This is a genomic window from uncultured Pseudacidovorax sp., assembly GCF_913773995.1.
GTDB lineage: Bacteria > Pseudomonadota > Gammaproteobacteria > Burkholderiales > Burkholderiaceae_C > Xenophilus.
Genome location: NZ_CAJYES010000203.1, coordinates 1 through 16,320, shown reverse-complemented (window position 1 = coordinate 16,320; position 16,320 = coordinate 1). Strand labels below are relative to the sequence as shown.

Genomic DNA, 16,320 nt, shown 5'->3' with positions numbered 1-16,320 from the left:
TGAACACCAAGGAAGAGGACCTTCTCCAGGTACCACCGTCTCCTGGTTCCCCTCGATGGCAGCGCCACAGCCGCCCTGGCGCTGGACGAGGCCGCGCAGCTCGCGCGCCTGGCTGGCGCCACCGTCGTGCTGCTGCATGTGGTCGACGCCATGGCCCACGTCACGGGCTTCGAGCCCCCGCTGGTGCACATCCAGGAGGTGCGGCCCACCTTCCTGCGCAACGGCCAGGCGTTGCTGGACGCCGCGCGGCAAACGCTCGAAGCCCAGGGCATCGCGGCGGAGACCGTGCTGCTCGAAAGCCGGGGCGAACGCGTGTCGCAGCTGATCGCAGACCAGGCCAGCCAACGCGGCTGCAACCTCATCGTGCTAGGCCCCATGGCCGCCGCGGCGTGGACCGCCTGCTGCTGGGCAGCGACGCCGAGCAGGTGGCCCGCATTGCAGCAATGCCGGTGATGCTGGTGCGCCCGCGGGCTGCGACCAAGGCAGCAGCGACGGGCAGCTGAGTGCGATGCTCTGAGGGCCTCAGAACTGTCACAAACTCTTTCCAGAATCCCGGGCTTTGTCCTCGCCCGAGATTCCCATGGTCCCCGCACCGAACCTCCGTCTCCGCACCCTTGTCCTCGCCGTCGCCAGTGCCGCCGCCCTCATGGCCTGCGGCGGGGGTAACGGCAGCAATGTCAGCTTCACGCCCGTCGGCACGAGCGCCGCGTCGTCCGGCAACCGCAGCACGTCCGCCGCCGAGACCGTCACCGTTCCGGCCGAACCCGCCGGCCTGGGCCAGGCCGACACAGCCCCGGTGCCCAGCGCGGTCGCCTATGTCGACGCCGGCGCCACCAACCAGCGCGACAACCCCTGCAATGTCACCCTGGCCACCAATGCCGGCGCGCGCGTGCTGCAGGGCTTTCTGGACATCTGGACGCCCAGCTCGCTCATGGTCGATGCGGGCGTGACCCTGGCCGCTGCCAACGGCTGTCCGGCCGTGACGCCCTCGACCTGGAGCGGCATCCCCGGCGACAGCACCGACGGCACGGTGAAGAACGCCGCCGTCCACGCCGCCAACATCAACTACGTCAAGACCGTCACCCAGGCGCGCACGACGGCCCAGGGCCTGGCGGCGTACATGGACGACCGTCGCGGCAAGGGCTACAGCGTGAGCGACGGCATGGGTCCGCTCACCAGCGCCTGGCGTGCCGGCACCCAGCAGACCACCACCATCACGGCCGTCGACCCCAACACGGCCCTGAGCCCGGCGGTCAACGATGGCGGCAACAACGTGGGCGTGGGCGCCTCGGGCGGCAACGCCAACATGGGCCTGGCGGTGGACTTCATCAACGGCCTGGCCGCCGGCTCCACCGAACCACCCAAGCGCTTCTACAAGTACGCCCGCCCCTGGCGCTGGAGCAGCGACGTGAAGGTGGTGCCCGCACTCGAGTCGGCCAAGAGCACCACGCCGGCCACCGACGGCGGCTTCCCCAGCGGCCACACCGCCGAGGCTTGGCGCGACACGCTGGCCATGGCCTACCTGGTGCCGCAGCGCTTCCAGGAACTGGTGGCCCGCGCCATGGAGATGGGCGAGAACCGCATCCTGGCCGGCATGCATTCGCCCCTGGACACGATGGGCGGCCGCGTGCACGCAACGGCCGTAGTGGCCTACAACCTCTCCAGCGTGGCCAGCTACACGCCCGCCGTGAAGAAGGCCGCCTATGACCAGGCCCAGGCCTGGCTGCGCACGCAGAGCGGCAGCGCCGACTTCAACGCCCTGAACACCTATGCGCACACGCCGCGCACCCAGGACAGCACGCAGCCCGACTTCGACCGCTTCAGCGACAGCGCGGCCTGGCGCAAGACCTACCTGCAGCGCCTGACCTACGGCCTGGACCGCACCGGCGCCGCTGGCCAGTTGGCCACGGTGCCCAAGGGCGCCGAGGTGCTGTTGGAGACCCGCCTGCCCTACCTGAGCGCCGACCAGCGACGCGTGGTGCTCAAGAGCACCGCCATCGATTCGGGCTACCCGCTGGGCAATGACGGCGAAGGCTGGGGTCGCCTGAACCTGTTCGCCGCCGCCGACGGCTATGGCCGCTTCGACGGCGACGTGGCCGTGACCCTGGACGCGAGCCTGGGCGGCTTCAACGCCATCGACCGCTGGCGCAACGACATCGCCGGCGCGGGCAAGCTGACCAAGCTGGGGACGGGCCAGCTGCGCCTGTCGGGCAACAACGGCTACACCGGCGGCACCGTGCTGGCCGCGGGCCTGCTGGGCGCCGACTCGGCCACCGCGCTGGGGACGGGCGACGTGTTCGTCAAGGGCGGCACGCTGGAGAGCGCCGTGGCCGCCTCGCCGCTGGCGCTGGCAGGCCGCTACACGCAGACCGCCGGCACGCTGAGCGTGGTGGCGGGCGCGAACGGCGTCGGCCTGCTGAAGGTGGGCGGCAATGCCGTGATCGCCGGCGGCGACTTGGCCGTGCGCTTCGCCAGCGGCTACAGCCCCAAGGTGGGCGACACGCTCACCGTGATCCAGGCCGCCGGCCGCCAGGGCCGCTTCGGCAACGTGTCGGTGCAGGGCTTCGGCAAGGTCAGCGTGAGCTACACGGCCACGGCCGTGCTGGTGCGTATCGACGGGGTCTGAGTCGGGCGCAGCGCGACGTCGGGCGGTTCACCGGCAACCGTTCGGGCTGAGCTCGTCGAAGCCGGGGCGTGCGGTTCGCAAGCCCTTCGACAAGCTCAGGGCGAACGGGCTGAAAAGCTCAGGGCGAACGGGCTGACAAGCTCTGGGCGAATCGGCTTGCCGCCTCGCCTCACCAGTCGCCGCCGTTGCGGTTGGGACCCAGCTGCAGCCCGTCGATGCCGGCCACCGGCCAGGCGCCGATCGCATGGCAGGCATGGCCCAGCGCGATCAGCGGTCCGCGATTGGGCACGCCGTCGGCCGCGCGCACCAGCACCTCAACGGAATCGGCCGAGCGGCCGCAGCTCACATCGATGCGGTGCAGGCCCGGCGCGTCCACCGGCAGGTCGATCTCCCAGAAGCCCGGTGCGCTCGCGCGCATGGGCTGCGGGGCGGCATCGTCCAGCGTGGCCATCATGGGCGCGTCGGCAGCGCCGAAGCGCCGGGCCACCACGCGCACCATGCCCGGCCGCGGCACCTGGCGGGGCTGCGCGGCCCGCGTGACCAGCCGCAGATCGCAGGGCGCGACGATCTGCACATGCGGCCAGTCGGCGCCCAGCGGCCGGAAGCGCCAGCTCGGCACGCCGTCGTGCACGCACACCACCGAGAAGCCGGGCGCGCCACCGCCCTCCTCGATCTGGGCCGTCGAGCGGGTGGCGCCGTAGACCACCGCGCCGTCATTGAGCAGCTCGTTGTAGTGGGTGTGGCCGGTGTCGACGAAGGGCACACGTGCATCGGCAAAAAGCCGGGCCAGCGCCTCGCCATCGGCGGCCATATCGCCGGGATAGCAGTGCATGAACACCAGCGGCAGCTCGCCCGCCGCCTCGGCCAGCGCCAGCTGGCGGGCGATGCGATGGCGGTGGTGCGAATTGAGCCGGAAGTCCGGGCCGCCCGCGCCGCTGCCGACCACGTCCACGAAGATGCAGCGGTGGCCGGCGATCACCTCGTGCTCCGGCCGCTGCGCCGGCGCGAAGGCGGCCTCGTAGGCGGCCAGGCTGCCGCCCTCGAAGTCATGGTCGCCCGGGATCACGCGCCAGGGCAGCGCCAGCGGGGCCAGCGCCTCGGTGATGGCGGCGTACTGCGCGGGCGTCGCATGATTGGCGTTGTCGCCGGGCAGGTAGACGAAATCGGCCGCGCGCGCATGGGTGTTGAGCTCGTCGACGATGGCCTGCAGTCGCGGCCGGGCGGCCCAGCCATCGGCCTCGTCCATGTGCAGGTCGCCGATGTGGATCCAGGCGATGGAAGGCGGAAACGCAGACGAATCCTTCATGACGGAGCAGCTCCCAATGCAGGCTCTCCGGCCCGCGGTTCACACACGCCGGCGCAGGCCGGACGCAACATCGAAGCAAACCCGACCCACAGCGCCAACGAGGCCAGGGCGAAGCCACCCAGCACATAGAAGGCGACCTGGTAGCCGAACAGCTGTGCCAGCCAGCCGCCGATGGCGGGCGACAGGCTGGCGCCGAGGCCCTGTACGGTCATCACAGCGCCCTGACCCACGTTGACGCGGCCGGTGCCATCGAGCAGACAGGCCACCAGCCCCGGCACGGCCACGCTCTGCAGGCCGGCGCCGATGCCGTCGAGCGCCTGCACGGGCCATACGCCCCAGCTGTCGATCACGCTGCCCGCGATGAGGCCGCGCAACGGCAGCGAGGCAAAGGAGACCAGCATCACCAGCCAGTAACCGCGCGTGGCCGACAACCGCATGGCCGCCAGGGCGGTGACGATCATCACGGCCTGCGCCACCACCACCGTGAGGGCCGTGAACATGGCCGGGTTGCCCTTGCCCGCGCCGACCACCGCCAGGCCATACAGCGGCAGCATGGCGCCGTTGCCCAGGTGGAAGCAGGCCAGGGCTGCGGCCAGGATCAGCAACGGCCGGTTCTGCAGCAGCGTGCGCAGGCCCTGGGCCTGTCCCTCGGCGGCCGCCGCGGCGGCCTGGCCGTCGTGCGGCCCTTCGAGCCCGCGCGCGGCCCGGTGGTCGATGGTGCGCTCCGGAATGGCCAGCACCGAGGCGATGGCGAAGACGCCGAACAGCGCCGCCAGGAAGAAGATCGCCGGCATGCCGTAGCGAAAGCCCAGCCAGCCCGACAGGGCCGCGCCCACCATGTTGCCGGCGTGGTTCCAGGCCTGGTTGCGCCCGTTCTGCGCGTTGAAGCCGCGCTGGCGCACCACGCCCAGCGTGATGCCGGCCACCGCCGGACCGATGGCCGCACCGGCGATGGCCGTCGCCACCTGGCTCACGGTGACGACCAGCCCGGCCTGCGACCACAGGATCAGGAAGGAGGCCAGCACCGTGCAGATGCCGGTGATCACCACCACCCAGCGCTTGCGCGCCGTGTGGTCGATGAAGGCGCCCGCCGGCACCGTCATGAGCATGCCGGCCACCCCGCCGACCGTCATCACCGAACCGATGGCACCTGGCTGCCAGCCGCGCTGCTGCAGGAAGACGCCGAGGAAGGGCCCGATGCCCGCCTGCATGTCGGCCATGAAGAAGTTGAGCGCGCATAGCGCGCGCGTGGCGCGGCGCTTGTCCCCGCCCGATGCATCCCCGACGGCTGCATTCGCGGAAGCCGCGAGGGTGGGCGAGCTGCTCATCGGGGAGGTCTCCGGGCGCGTGGGTCAGCCGATCAGGAGCCGCGCCCCGATGGCCAGGACGAGGGCGGGCGGCATGACCAGCACGCCCACCTTCAGGAAGCGGAAGAAGCCCACGTCGTCGCCCTCGCGGCGGATGGCCGCCAGCCACAGGATGGTCGCGAGCGAGCCGGTGATCGACAGGTTGGGGCCCAGGTCCACGCCGATCAGCGTGGCGTCGATGACCACCTGCGGCGGCCTGGCCTGCTGCAGCACCGTGCTGGCCAGCAGGCCGGCCGGCAGGTTGTTGACGACGTTGGAGCCCACGGCAAGCACGGTGCCCGCCACCGCCGCGGCGCCATGCACACTGCTCTGCACGCCGGCCATGAGCCACTGGGCCAGGGTGGCGATCACGCCCGTCTGCCGCAAGGCCTCCACCAGCACGAAGAGGCCCGCCACCAGCGGCAGCACGCTCCAGGAGATGTCCTTGACCAGCGGCCAGGGGTTGGCCCGGTCGCGCACCAGCACCACGGCCGCCGTCAGGGCGCCCATGATGGCGGTGGGCAGGCCCAGGTCGATGCCCTTGAAGGACACGGTCATCAGCACGATGGCGGTGAACACCAGCGCGGCCAGCGCCGTCCAACCGCCGGCATGCAGGGGCTGGACCTCCACGCGCGGCTCGCAGCCGCCGGCCAGCTCCTTGCGCATGACCAGGCGCAGGCAGATGTAGGTCGCGCCGATGGCCAGCAGCGAGGGCAGTCCGAAGCTTTTGATCCACGGCCACAGCGAAGGCACATGCGCACCGTAGAGCACCAGGTTGGCCGGGTTGGAGATCGGCAGCACGAAGCTCGCGGCATTGGCGATGAAGGCGCAGATAAACAAGTAGGGCAGCGCCGGCGTGCGGGCCTTGCGCGCAGCCGCATACACCGCCGGCGTCAGCACCACGGCAGTGGCGTCGTTGGACAGGAATGTGGTGATCACCGCACCGATCGCATAGACCAGCGTGAACAGCCGCATCTGTGAGCCGCCGGCCATGTTGACGGCGTGTCCGGCGACCCAGTCGAACAGCCCTTCGCGCCGCGCCGTCTCGGACAGCAGCATCATGCCGATGAGGAAGAGGTAGACGTCGTTGCCCTTGGCGACGGCGCCCAGCGCCTCGTGCGCCGGCAACAACCCGAGCACGACGACGAGGACGGCCCCGGCAACGGCCCAGATGGCCTCGGGCAGTTTGAAGGGCCGGATCAGCACGCCGGCCGTGGTGGCACCGGCGATGGCCCAGATGGTGAGGTGGGACGACAGCATGAAGGGTTCAGGAGGCGCGGGTGGCCGGAGCGGCCGGCAGCGCCGCATGCGAAACATGGAAGCGGGCGATCATCGCAAGACCCAGCCGGGCCAGTACCGACAGCGCCGTGCAGGCCAGCGTGATCGCCAGCAGCCAGCGCTCGGTGGCATGGGCCTGGGCATTGCGCCGGTCGAGCAGCTCGGATTCGGCAACGCGCATCTCGGCCACCACGGCGCGCACCTCGTCCATGGTGCGCTTGCCTTCGTCGCGCAGCACCAGGGCGCGGGCGCCATCCAGGCCCTGGTTGCGGCGGGCCTGTACCGTCTCGTGCAGTTCGGCCAGCTTCAGGGCCACGGCGTATTCGAGCCGGTCCACGCGCCGCTGCTGCACGGCGCTGTCGCTCACCAGCGCGCGCAGCCGGTTGGCCAGCGGCCCGATCTGCGCCAGGGCGCGGTCATATGGTTCGAGGTAGCGGTCGTCGCCGGTGATGATGAAGCCGCGCTGGCCGGTCTCGGCATCGATGGCATGCACGAGCGTGGATTCGAGGGTGGTCAACACCTGGTAGGTGTGCTCGATGGAGGCGCGCTGCGACAGCAGCAGCTGGTGATAGCGAAAGGACAGGATGCCGGCGACCACCAGCAGCGCGACGAAGGGCGCCGAGCGCAGCAGGCTGCGGAGGTCGGGGGCGCCGGGAAGTCGCATGGCAGGAGGCTGGGGACGGGGTGTGACAGCGGAACGCGCTCTCTGCTCCAAGAAGCGTGCCACAGGCGAGGACATGTCAGATCAAGCACTTGGCCGCACGGGGCGTTCGCCGGTGCATGAAAGGCAGACGGCGGGCTGTCCATAAAACGGACAGCCCGCCGCCGCGGGCGCCCGGCCGTCGAGGAGACGCCGCACGCGTTGGCGTCCGCAACGCCCGCAGGCCATGACACCCGCCACAGATGTTTGGCTCATGAAGAACCAACGATTCGGTCGTTCGTGCCGGGCTCCTTCCTTTCCACAATGGACGGTCCCGCACCTTGACTCGCATCAGGAGCGCGAAGAACACAATCAGAAGAGAGCCCCGCCGCCATGAATTTCCAGCAGCTGCGCTCGGTCCGCGAAGCCGTGCGCCGCAACTTCAACCTCACCGAGGTGGCCCAGGTGCTGCACACCTCGCAGCCGGGCGTGAGCCGGCAGATCCGCGAGCTGGAGCAGGAGCTGGGCATCGAACTTTTCATCCGTGTCGGCAAGCGCCTGACCGGCTTGACCGAGCCTGGCAGCCATGTGCTGCCCATCATCGAGCGGCTGCTGGTCGAGAGTGGCAACCTGCGCAAGGCCGGCGAGGAATTCGCCACCCAGAACGAAGGCCTGCTGTCCATCGCCGCGACGCATTCGCAGGCGCGCTATGCGCTGCCCGAAGCGGTGCAGGACTTCCGGCGCCAGTTCCCCTCCGTGCGCCTGCACATCCACCAGGGCTCGCCGCGGCAGATCGCGCAGATGCTCCTGGAAGGCGAGGCCGATGTGGGCATCGCCACCGAGGCGCTGGCCGACTATCCGCAGCTGGCCGCCCTGCCCAGCTACCGCTGGACCCATGCAGTGATCGCGCCCCCGGGCCATCCGGTGCTGGCCGAGCCGCTCACGCTGCAATCGCTGGCGAAACATCCGCTCATCACCTACGACAACGGCTTCACCGGACGCCAGCGCATCGACGATGCCTTCGCGCAGGCCGGCGTTCAGGCCGACATCGCCCTGGCCGCGATGGACGCCGACGTCATCAAGACCTATGTGCAGCTGGGCATGGGTGTGGGCATCGTGGCCGGTGTGGCCTTCGAGGCCGAACGCGACACGGGGCTGTGCGCGGTGGACGCCGGCGAACTGTTCGGCATCAACCACACGCGCCTCGCCGTGCGCCGGGGCAGCTACCTGCGGCGCTATGTATATGCCTTCATCGAATCGTTCTCGCCGACGTTGACGCGCGAGGTGGTGGAGGCGGCGGTGCGAGCGGATGGCGTCGGGAGTGCGCCCGAGCCGCTGAACGCGCAGGAGCTCCTCGTCCACGCGGCCTGAACAGCGCGCCCCAGGTGCTCAGGACTTCTCGTCGAAGGACCTGGCCACCTCGCGCAGGATGCGCTTGCGCACCTTCTTGCCCTGGGTGACCAGCAGCCGGACATTCACGTCGTGGCGCTGCTCAGGCGCCATGGACTTCCACGATTTGATTTCGGAGCGAAGTCGTCCGCATCCCAGGCATCGCGCCTTGTCGGGGCTCAGTTCGCATTGCCCGATGCAGGGCGTCGCCGTCAGAAGAATGGTCATCGCCGAACACGCTGCCACTGGGCGGCGGGCAGCGCAATCGGACACGGCCAAAAAAAAGACCCGCACGAGGCGGGTCCAAGGAGACAGCCGACTTTCGTCGGCCCCGCGAATTCGCGGCCCGCTCCCCAGCGAGTACCCCGAAGATCCCCGGCGGGCGCGAAGAGCACCCTGGAGCGCAATCTACCCGTGCGGGCGGTCAGGACCTACGAAGGAAAACGCGCTTGGTTATGCGGCGGATACACGTGCCATCATGCGTCGGCACGGGGACGGCGCACTGCGCCAGATCAAGGTCTTCGTGCCCAGGCGCCGCACACAGTGGATGGCGGCGGCGCCCAGACCCGCCGCGTCGGCGATGTTGCCGGTGCCGGCCTCGAAGGTATCGGGCAGCGGCCGGAACACTGCCTTCTCGGAAATGACGTCGGCGATCATGGTGCCCAAGGCCGCCTACGAGGGCCACACGCTGCGCGAGCACCTGGGGCTGGCGCGGCCTGCCGGGCGCGAGGCGACGCGGCAGGCGGCCTGAGCGCTGCAGACGCGGCGCACGCGCGGGACGGCGCCAGGCCAGGCCAGGCTGGGCCAAGACAAGACAAGACAAGACAAGACAAGACAAGACAAGACAAGACAAGACAAGACAAGACAAGACAAGACAAGACAAGCCAAGCCAAGCCATCGCCGGTGCCCGGACCCGGGCCGCGGTGAGGCCCTCAACTATCATCGACCGCACCGGGAAAGCAGCCTCCCGACCCTCTCGAAGGTAGACGGTGTCCCGTCCAAGTGCTGGGCTTGCCCTATGGAGTTTTCGTGGACACCGCTCTGCCCGACAGCGCCGACCCGGCGCAACCCTCCCTGTCGCTCACCGAGGCCTTGCGCTTCTGGTTGAAGCTCGGCTTCATCAGCTTCGGCGGTCCTGCCGGCCAGATCGCGCTGATGCACGCAGAGCTGGTCGACCGGCGCCGCTGGATCTCGGAGCGTCGCTTCCTGCATGCCCTGAACTACTGCATGCTGCTGCCCGGCCCGGAGGCGCAGCAGCTGGCGACGTACCTCGGCTGGCTGCTGCATCGCACCTGGGGCGGCATCCTCGCAGGGACCCTCTTCGTGCTGCCGTCGCTCTTCCTCATCATCGGCCTGGCCTGGCTGTACATGGCCCATGGCGACATGCCCGCCGTGGCGGGCGTGTTCCATGGCATCAAGCCGGCCGTGACGGCGCTGGTGGCACAGGCCGCCTACCGGGTGGGGTCCAGGTCGCTGAAGAACCGTTGGCAATGGGGCATCGCCATCGCGGCCTTCTTCGCCATCTTCGCGCTCGACGTTCCGTTTCCGGCCATCGTGCTGGGGGCCGCGGCCATCGGCTTCGTGGGTGGCAGGCTGCGTCCGTCGGCCTTCGGGGGTGGCGGCGGCCACGGCCCATCGCCTGACCGGGAGCCGGCCCGGCGCGCGCTGATCGACGACGACACGCCGACACCGGCGCACGCCCGCTTCACCTGGCGGCGCTTTGCCGCAGTGCTGGTGGTGAGCCTCGGGCTCTGGCTGGTCGCGATGGGGGCGCTGGTGGCGCGCTACGGGCTGGATTCCGTGCTCGTCCAGATGGGCTGGTTCTTCACCAAGGCCGCGCTCATGACTTTCGGCGGCGCCTATGCGGTGCTGCCCTACGTCTACCAGGGCGCCGTGGAGCATTTCCACTGGCTAACGGCCACGCAGATGATCGACGGCCTCGCGCTGGGGGAGACCACGCCCGGGCCGCTCATCATGGTGGTGTCCTTCGTGGCCTTCGTCGGGGCGTGGACGCACGCCATCTTCGGGTCGGATTCGCTCCTGCTGGCCGGTGCCGTCGCCGCCACCGTGGTGACCTTCTTCACCTTCCTGCCCTCCTTCTTCTTCATCCTGCTCGGGGGGCCCTTCATCGAGTCCACCCACGGCAACCTGAAGTTCACGGCGCCGCTGGCCGCCATCACCGCCGCCGTGGTGGGCGTCATCGTGAACCTGGCGGTGTTCTTCGCTTATCACGTGGTATGGCCCAGGGGCTTCGGCGGTGCGGTGGACGGGTGGTCCGTCGCCATCGGCCTGGCGGCAGGCATTGCGTTGATCCGGTACAAGGTCGGCGTCATCCCGGTCATCGCCGCGGCAGGCGCGGCGGGGCTGGCGGTGCAGCTCGTGGTGGGTCACATCGCCTGAGAAGGTGTGAAGGGCGGGGTACCGGGCGGCCCCGGACTCGCGGACCGCGGGGCCGGGCCGGCCCGCACCGGCGATCGGCCCTCCTTCAGGCCACCAGCGGCGGCGGCACCGCCGCCAGCAGGCTGCGCGTGTACGCATGCGCCGGCTGCGTCAGCACCTCGGCTACCGGCCCCTGCTCCACCACGCGGCCCTGGTCCAGCACCACCACGCGGTCGGCCACATGCCGCACCAGGTTGATGTCGTGCGAGATGAACAGCAGCGCCGTGCCCAGGCGCGACTGCAGCTCGCCGATGAGGTCGATCACCTGAGCCTGGATGCTGACGTCGAGCGCGGAGACCGGCTCGTCGCACACGATGAGCTGCGGCTCGGCCGCCAGCGCGCGGGCGCGCTGGCGCAGACCGCCGGACAGCTTGTGCGCATGCTGGCTCAGCCGCTGTTCGGGCTCGGGCATGCCCACCTGCGCCAGCGTGTCGATCACGCGGCGGCGCATGGTCTTCGCGATTGCTTGTGCGCAGCGCGTCGAAGGCACGCGCCAGTCCGCCATCGGCCCATGCGCGCGAGGCTCCCGTAGACCGCCGCCCTACCCGGCGAGCGCCTGTCGCAGGTAAGCGGCCGTCGCACTCTCCGACTGGGTTGCGGCGACCTGCGCGGGCGTCCCCTGCGCCACGACACGGCCGCCTTCGGAACCCGCGCCGGGCCCCATGTCGATCACCCAGTCGGCCGCAGCCACGACGCGCATGTCGTGTTCGACGACCAACACCGTGTTGCCGGCGTCCACCAGCGTCTGCAGCGGCGCCATCAGCCGCTCGACGTCCGCGGGGTGCAGGCCGGTCGTGGGTTCGTCCAGGATGTAGAGGGTGCCGCCGCGCGGCACGCGCTGCAGCTCGGTGGCCAGCTTGATGCGCTGGGCCTCGCCGCCGGACAGCTCGGTGGCCGGCTGGCCCAGGCGCAGGTAGTCCAGGCCGAGTTCGCCGAGCAGCTTGAGCGGCGCCGCGATGCGCGGCTGCGCGTCGAAATGCGCCCGGGCCTCCGCGACCGTGAGGTCGAGCACCTGCGCGATGTTCTTGCCGTTCCAGGTGACGGCCAGGGTGTCGGCGTTGTAGCGCGCGCCGTGGCAGGTGGGGCACGGCGCGTACACGCTGGGCATGAACAGCAGCTCCACGCTCACCGATCCCTCGCCCTCGCAGGTGTCGCAACGTCCTTTGGCGACGTTGAAGGAGAAGCGCCCCGCGTCGTAGCGACGACGCCGCGCCGAGGCCGTGGAAGCGAAGAGCTGCCGGACGGCGTCGAAGAGCCCGGTGTAGGTCGCGAGGTTGGAGCGGGGCGTGCGGCCGATCGGCTTCTGGTTCACCTGGACGAGCCGGCGCACCGACTCGGCACCGGCGCCCAGCGTGCCCGCCATGGGCGTCGCCCAGGCTTCGTCGCCGGCCTCTGGCGGGTCGTCGTCAGGCGCGGCGCCTCGGCCGAGCCGCTGCTGCAGCAGCTCGGCGAGCACCTGGGTGACAAGCGTGGACTTGCCCGAGCCGGACCGGCCGGTGACGGCACACAGCACACCGAGGGGAATGCGGACGTCGAGGCCGCTCAGGTTGTTGCGGCTGACGCCTTCGAGCGCCATCCACTGGCTGGGCGAGCGGCCGCGACCGACCGGAGGAAGCCCGTCCGCGCCCAGAAAGCGCGCGGTGACCGAGCGCTCGACGGCCGTGAGCCCGTCGGGCGGTCCGCTGTAGAGCACCTCGACGCCGCGGCTGCCGGCCCCGGGCCCGACGTCGACGATCCAATCCGCGCGCCGCATCGTCTCCACGTCGTGTTCCACCACGAACACTGAGTTGCCGTTGCGCCGCAGTTGCGCCAGCGCATCCAGCAGGGCTTCGCCATCGGCCGGGTGCAGGCCCGCGGACGGCTCGTCGAGCACATAGACCACGCCGAACAGGCTGGAGCGGATCTGCACGCCGAGACGCAGGCGCTGCAATTCGCCGGGCGAGAGCGTCGGCGTCGCGCGGTCCAGGGTCAGGTAGCCCAGGCCGAGCCCGAGCAGGGTCTGGATGCGCTCGCGGATCTCCGTGGCGAGCCGTTGCGCGGCCAGGCGCTTCTCTTCCGAGCCTTCGGGTGTGCGGCGCACGTCGGGCGCCGCGGCGTGGGACGCCTGGCCTTTTGCTGCCCGCGTGGCGCGGGCCGCGCGGGACTGCGCCGCGCCGAGCGCGCGCGATGGGCGCGTGCTTGCTGCAGCCCGTCCCTGTGCGGCCGCGGCCAGCAGCGCATGCACGGCCGCCAGCGGCAGGGCCGCGATCTCGCCGATGTCGTGCCCTTCGAAGGTCACCGACAGCGCCTCGGCCTTCAGACGCTTGCCCTGGCAGGCCGGGCAGAGCCCACCCACCATGAAGCGCGAGACGCGCCGCTTCATGAGCTCGCTCTGGCTGGTGGCGTAGGTGTGGAGCACGTAGCGGCGCGCGCTGGTGAAGGTGCCCTGGTAACTCGGTGTCAGCTTGCGGCGCAGCGCTTGGCGGGTCTCGGCCGGCGTGAACCCGGCGTAGACCGGCACCGTGGGCTGCTCGTCGGTGAACAGGATCCAGTCGCGCACCTTCTTCGGCAACTGGTGCCAGGGCGTGTCGACGTCATGGCCGAGCGTCACCAGGATGTCGCGCAGGTTCTGGCCCTGCCAGGCCGTGGGCCAGGCGGCCACGGCGCGCTCCCGGATCGTCAGGGACGGGTCCGGCACCATCGACGCCTCGGTGACGTCGAACACGCGACCGAGTCCGTGGCAGGTCGGGCAGGCACCCTGGGGTGAGTTGGGCGAGAAGTCCTCCGCATAGAGCATCGGCTGGTCGGCCGGGTAATGCCCTGCGCGGGAGAACAGCAGGCGCAGCAGGCTCGACAGCGTGGTCAGGCTCCCGACCGTGGAGCGCGAGCCCGGCGTGCCGCGCGACTGCTGCAGCGCCACCGCCGGCGGCAGGCCGTCGATCCGGTCGACCTCGGGCACGCCCACCTGGTCGATCAGGCGACGGGCATAGGGCGCCACGGAGTCGAGGTAGCGCCGCTGCGACTCGGCGAAGATCGTGCCGAACGCCAGCGACGACTTGCCCGAGCCGGAGATGCCCGTGAACACCACGAGGGCGTCGCGCGGAATGTCCACGTCGACGTCGCGCAGGTTGTGCTCGCGTGCGCCGCGCACGCGCACGAAGCGCTTGATGTCCGCGTGCTCTGGCACGCCGGCAGATACCGACGTCGTCCACGCGCCTGCGGCTGCGGCCTGCGCTGGTCTGGCGGTGGATTGGCGGCTTGCGGGTCTTTGCATGGGCGCACTGTGCATGCAGCCCGCTGCTTCAGGGACGGCGCATGCCGGCTCCTGCTATAGGAGATGACGCGGCCTGCCGCGCTTATGCGCGCCCGCAGCAAGCAAGCGCGAAAAACGTCGTTGGCGGCGCAGGCCGCCCCACCTAGGCTTCGACGCTTTACACACTGCACGGATGCGCCGCACGCCACTGCCTACGGGCCTCGCGCATTCGCGGCTGCGCCGACCCGCCTGCCTTCCCATGTCTTCAGACTATCCCGACGCAGCGTCCCTGACGCAGCGCTTCCGCCCCCTCTTCCAACAGATCGCCGAGGCCGCGCCGCAGCGCGAACATGAGCGCAGGCTGGCGCACGACGCCATCGACCTGCTCAGGCAGGCCGGCTTCGGCGCGCTGCGCGTGCCGCGCGAGCATGGCGGCCTGGGTGCCAGCCCCGAGCAGCTGTTCGATCTGCTGATCGAGCTGGGCACCGCGGACTCCAACCTCGTCCAGGCATTGCGGGCGCACTTCGGCTTCGTCGAACGCCTGCTGTCCGAGATCGACGAAGGCCATAGGGGACCCTGGCTGCGCCGGGTGGCCGACGGCGCCATCTTCGGCAACGCCACCACCGAAGCCGGCGACGGGCAGCTCGGCCGGCTGCAGACCCGGCTGTTCCGTGAGGCCGGACGCTGGCTGCTGGAGGGCGAGAAGTTCTACAGCACCGGCACGCTGTATGCCGACTGGGTGGGCGTGACGGCGCGCATCGACGGCCCCGAAGCACGCGAAGGCTGGCGCACCCTGGCTCTGGTTCGCACCGAAGCGCCGGGCGTGGAGCGCCTAGACGACTGGCGCGGCTTCGGCCAGCGGCTCACGGCCTCGGGCACCACGCGGCTGCATCGCGTGCCGGTGCCCGACGACCAGGTACTGCAGTTCCCGGCGCAGGGCGCCACGTCGCAGACGGCCGTCTTCCAGCTGGTGCACATTGCGACGTTGGCAGGCATCGCCCATGCCATCGTGCGCGACGCCACGGCCTTCGTGCAGGCACGCCGGCGCAGCTTCAGCCATGGCAGTGCCGCATCCCCGCGCGAGGATCCGCTGGTGCAGCAGGTGGTGGGCCAGTTGGCCAACGCGGCCTGGCTCGGCCGCCTGGCCGCACAGGACGTCGCGCGCGGTCTCGGCGATGTCGACCGCCTGCGCCGTCGCGGCGAGCCGGTGCCCGAGTCGCTGCTGGTGGACGTGGAACTGCGCGCCAGCCATGCGCAGGTGGCCACCACCGAAGCGGTGCTCAACGCGGCGACACGCCTGTTCGACGTGGGCGGCGCCAGCGCGCTGAACGAAGACCTGCGGCTGGACCGCCACTGGCGCAATGCGCGCACCCTGGCTTCGCACAACCCGTCCATCTACAAGACCCGCGCCATCGGCGACCACGCGCTCAACGGCAGCCGGCCCACCTTCTACTGGTCGGTGGGCACGACGGCGGGCTGAGCGGCGGATCGCGCAAAGCTGCTTTTCGGCGGCCGGCGCGCCGCCGCTGCGGGGGGCGCCCACACTGGCGCGCCATGAACAAACGCGACCTGTTGCGCACGCTGGGCGGCGCCGCGCTCCTGCCTGCGTCTGCGCTGCTGCACGCGCAGACGCCCTTTCCGAGCCGGCCCGTCACCCTCGTCGTGCCCTATGCCGCCGGCGGCCCGACCGATGTGCATGCCCGCGTGATCGCCAACCGGCTCTCCGTCATCTGGGGGCAGCCCGTGCTCGTCGAGAACCGGGGCGGGGGCGGCACGCTGATCGGCACCCAATACGTGGCCAAGGCGCCGGCGGACGGGCACACGCTGCTGCTCACCGCCTATGCCTACACGTCCAACCCCATCCTGCGCAGCAGCATGCCCTACGCGGCGGACGCGCTGAAGCCGCTGGTGCAGATCGGCGCGAACGGGCTGATCCTGTTCGTCTCGGCGCGCTCCTCGATGAAGTCGCTTTCCGACGTGGCGACGCTTGCGCGCTCGGGGCCGGACCGGCTGCGCCTGGCGTCGTCGGGCAATGCATCGAGCCCCCACATCGCGCTGGAGCTC

13 protein-coding genes and 1 pseudogene are annotated in these 16,320 nt (G+C 70.7%); 6 read left to right on the top strand and 8 right to left on the bottom strand.

All coding sequences use genetic code 11. The features are described 5' to 3' along the window. Positions 1-42: 42 nt before the first annotated feature. On the top strand, positions 43-453 hold the full coding sequence (locus tag QZ772_RS19250) for a universal stress protein (RefSeq protein ID WP_366510625.1): 411 nt from the start codon (positions 43-45) through the stop codon (positions 451-453). A gap of 127 nt (positions 454-580) precedes the next feature. Continuing rightward, positions 581-2,626 (top strand): phosphatase PAP2 family protein, encoded by a 2,046-nt coding sequence (locus QZ772_RS19245; RefSeq protein WP_295529576.1) that lies wholly within the window; start codon positions 581-583, stop codon positions 2,624-2,626. Between the two features lie 169 nt (positions 2,627-2,795). On the opposite strand, the gene QZ772_RS19240 is transcribed toward QZ772_RS19245, so the two are convergent. Genes QZ772_RS19240 through QZ772_RS19225 form a run of 4 tightly spaced genes read right to left on the bottom strand, consistent with a single transcriptional unit; the run spans position 2,796 to position 7,220 of the window. Then, positions 2,796-3,932 carry a metallophosphoesterase gene (locus QZ772_RS19240; protein WP_295529574.1) on the bottom strand — a complete coding sequence of 379 codons (1,137 nt, stop codon included), beginning with the start codon at positions 3,930-3,932 and terminating at the stop codon, positions 2,796-2,798. Next, entirely contained in the window at positions 3,929-5,260 is a 1,332-nt protein-coding gene (locus QZ772_RS19235; RefSeq protein WP_366510624.1) for an MFS transporter, read from the bottom strand. Before QZ772_RS19235 ends, QZ772_RS19240 begins: the two co-directional genes overlap by 4 nt. Before the next feature lie 24 nt (positions 5,261-5,284). Then, positions 5,285-6,538, bottom strand: coding sequence for an arsenic transporter (locus QZ772_RS19230; protein ID WP_295529572.1), 1,254 nt, complete (start codon positions 6,536-6,538; stop codon positions 5,285-5,287). Between the two features lie 7 nt (positions 6,539-6,545). Further along, positions 6,546-7,220, bottom strand: coding sequence for a CHASE3 domain-containing protein (locus QZ772_RS19225; RefSeq protein ID WP_295529570.1), 675 nt, complete (start codon positions 7,218-7,220; stop codon positions 6,546-6,548). Between the two features lie 369 nt (positions 7,221-7,589). Between QZ772_RS19225 and QZ772_RS19220 the strand changes: the two genes are divergently transcribed. After that, positions 7,590-8,567 (top strand): CysB family HTH-type transcriptional regulator, encoded by a 978-nt coding sequence (locus QZ772_RS19220; RefSeq protein ID WP_295529568.1) that lies wholly within the window; start codon positions 7,590-7,592, stop codon positions 8,565-8,567. A gap of 18 nt (positions 8,568-8,585) precedes the next feature. Here QZ772_RS19220 and QZ772_RS19215 read toward each other — a convergent pair whose 3' ends face one another. Both QZ772_RS19215 and QZ772_RS19210 read right to left on the bottom strand, forming a co-directional pair. Beyond that, entirely contained in the window at positions 8,586-8,813 is a 228-nt protein-coding gene (locus QZ772_RS19215; protein ID WP_295529578.1) for a DUF1289 domain-containing protein, read from the bottom strand. Between the two features lie 291 nt (positions 8,814-9,104). Then, positions 9,105-9,248: pseudogene (locus QZ772_RS19210) on the bottom strand (aminotransferase class V-fold PLP-dependent enzyme); the annotation flags it as partial. Positions 9,249-9,614: 366 nt separating this feature from the next. On the opposite strand from QZ772_RS19210, the gene chrA reads away from it, so the two are divergent. Next, on the top strand, positions 9,615-10,985 hold the full coding sequence (chrA, locus tag QZ772_RS19205; protein WP_295529566.1) for a chromate efflux transporter: 1,371 nt from the start codon (positions 9,615-9,617) through the stop codon (positions 10,983-10,985). A gap of 85 nt (positions 10,986-11,070) precedes the next feature. Here chrA and QZ772_RS19200 read toward each other — a convergent pair whose 3' ends face one another. Beyond that, positions 11,071-11,529, bottom strand: coding sequence for an ABC transporter ATP-binding protein (locus QZ772_RS19200; protein WP_366510623.1), 459 nt, complete (start codon positions 11,527-11,529; stop codon positions 11,071-11,073). 36 nt (positions 11,530-11,565) lie between these two features. Next, entirely contained in the window at positions 11,566-14,277 is a 2,712-nt protein-coding gene (locus tag QZ772_RS19195) for an excinuclease ABC subunit UvrA (protein WP_295529562.1), read from the bottom strand. 238 nt (positions 14,278-14,515) lie between these two features. On the opposite strand from QZ772_RS19195, the gene QZ772_RS19190 reads away from it, so the two are divergent. Next, positions 14,516-15,736 (top strand): acyl-CoA dehydrogenase family protein, encoded by a 1,221-nt coding sequence (locus QZ772_RS19190; RefSeq protein ID WP_295529560.1) that lies wholly within the window; start codon positions 14,516-14,518, stop codon positions 15,734-15,736. Between the two features lie 74 nt (positions 15,737-15,810). Next, positions 15,811-16,320: tripartite tricarboxylate transporter substrate binding protein (locus QZ772_RS19185; protein WP_295529558.1), on the top strand; the 510-nt coding region annotated here is incomplete at its 3' end.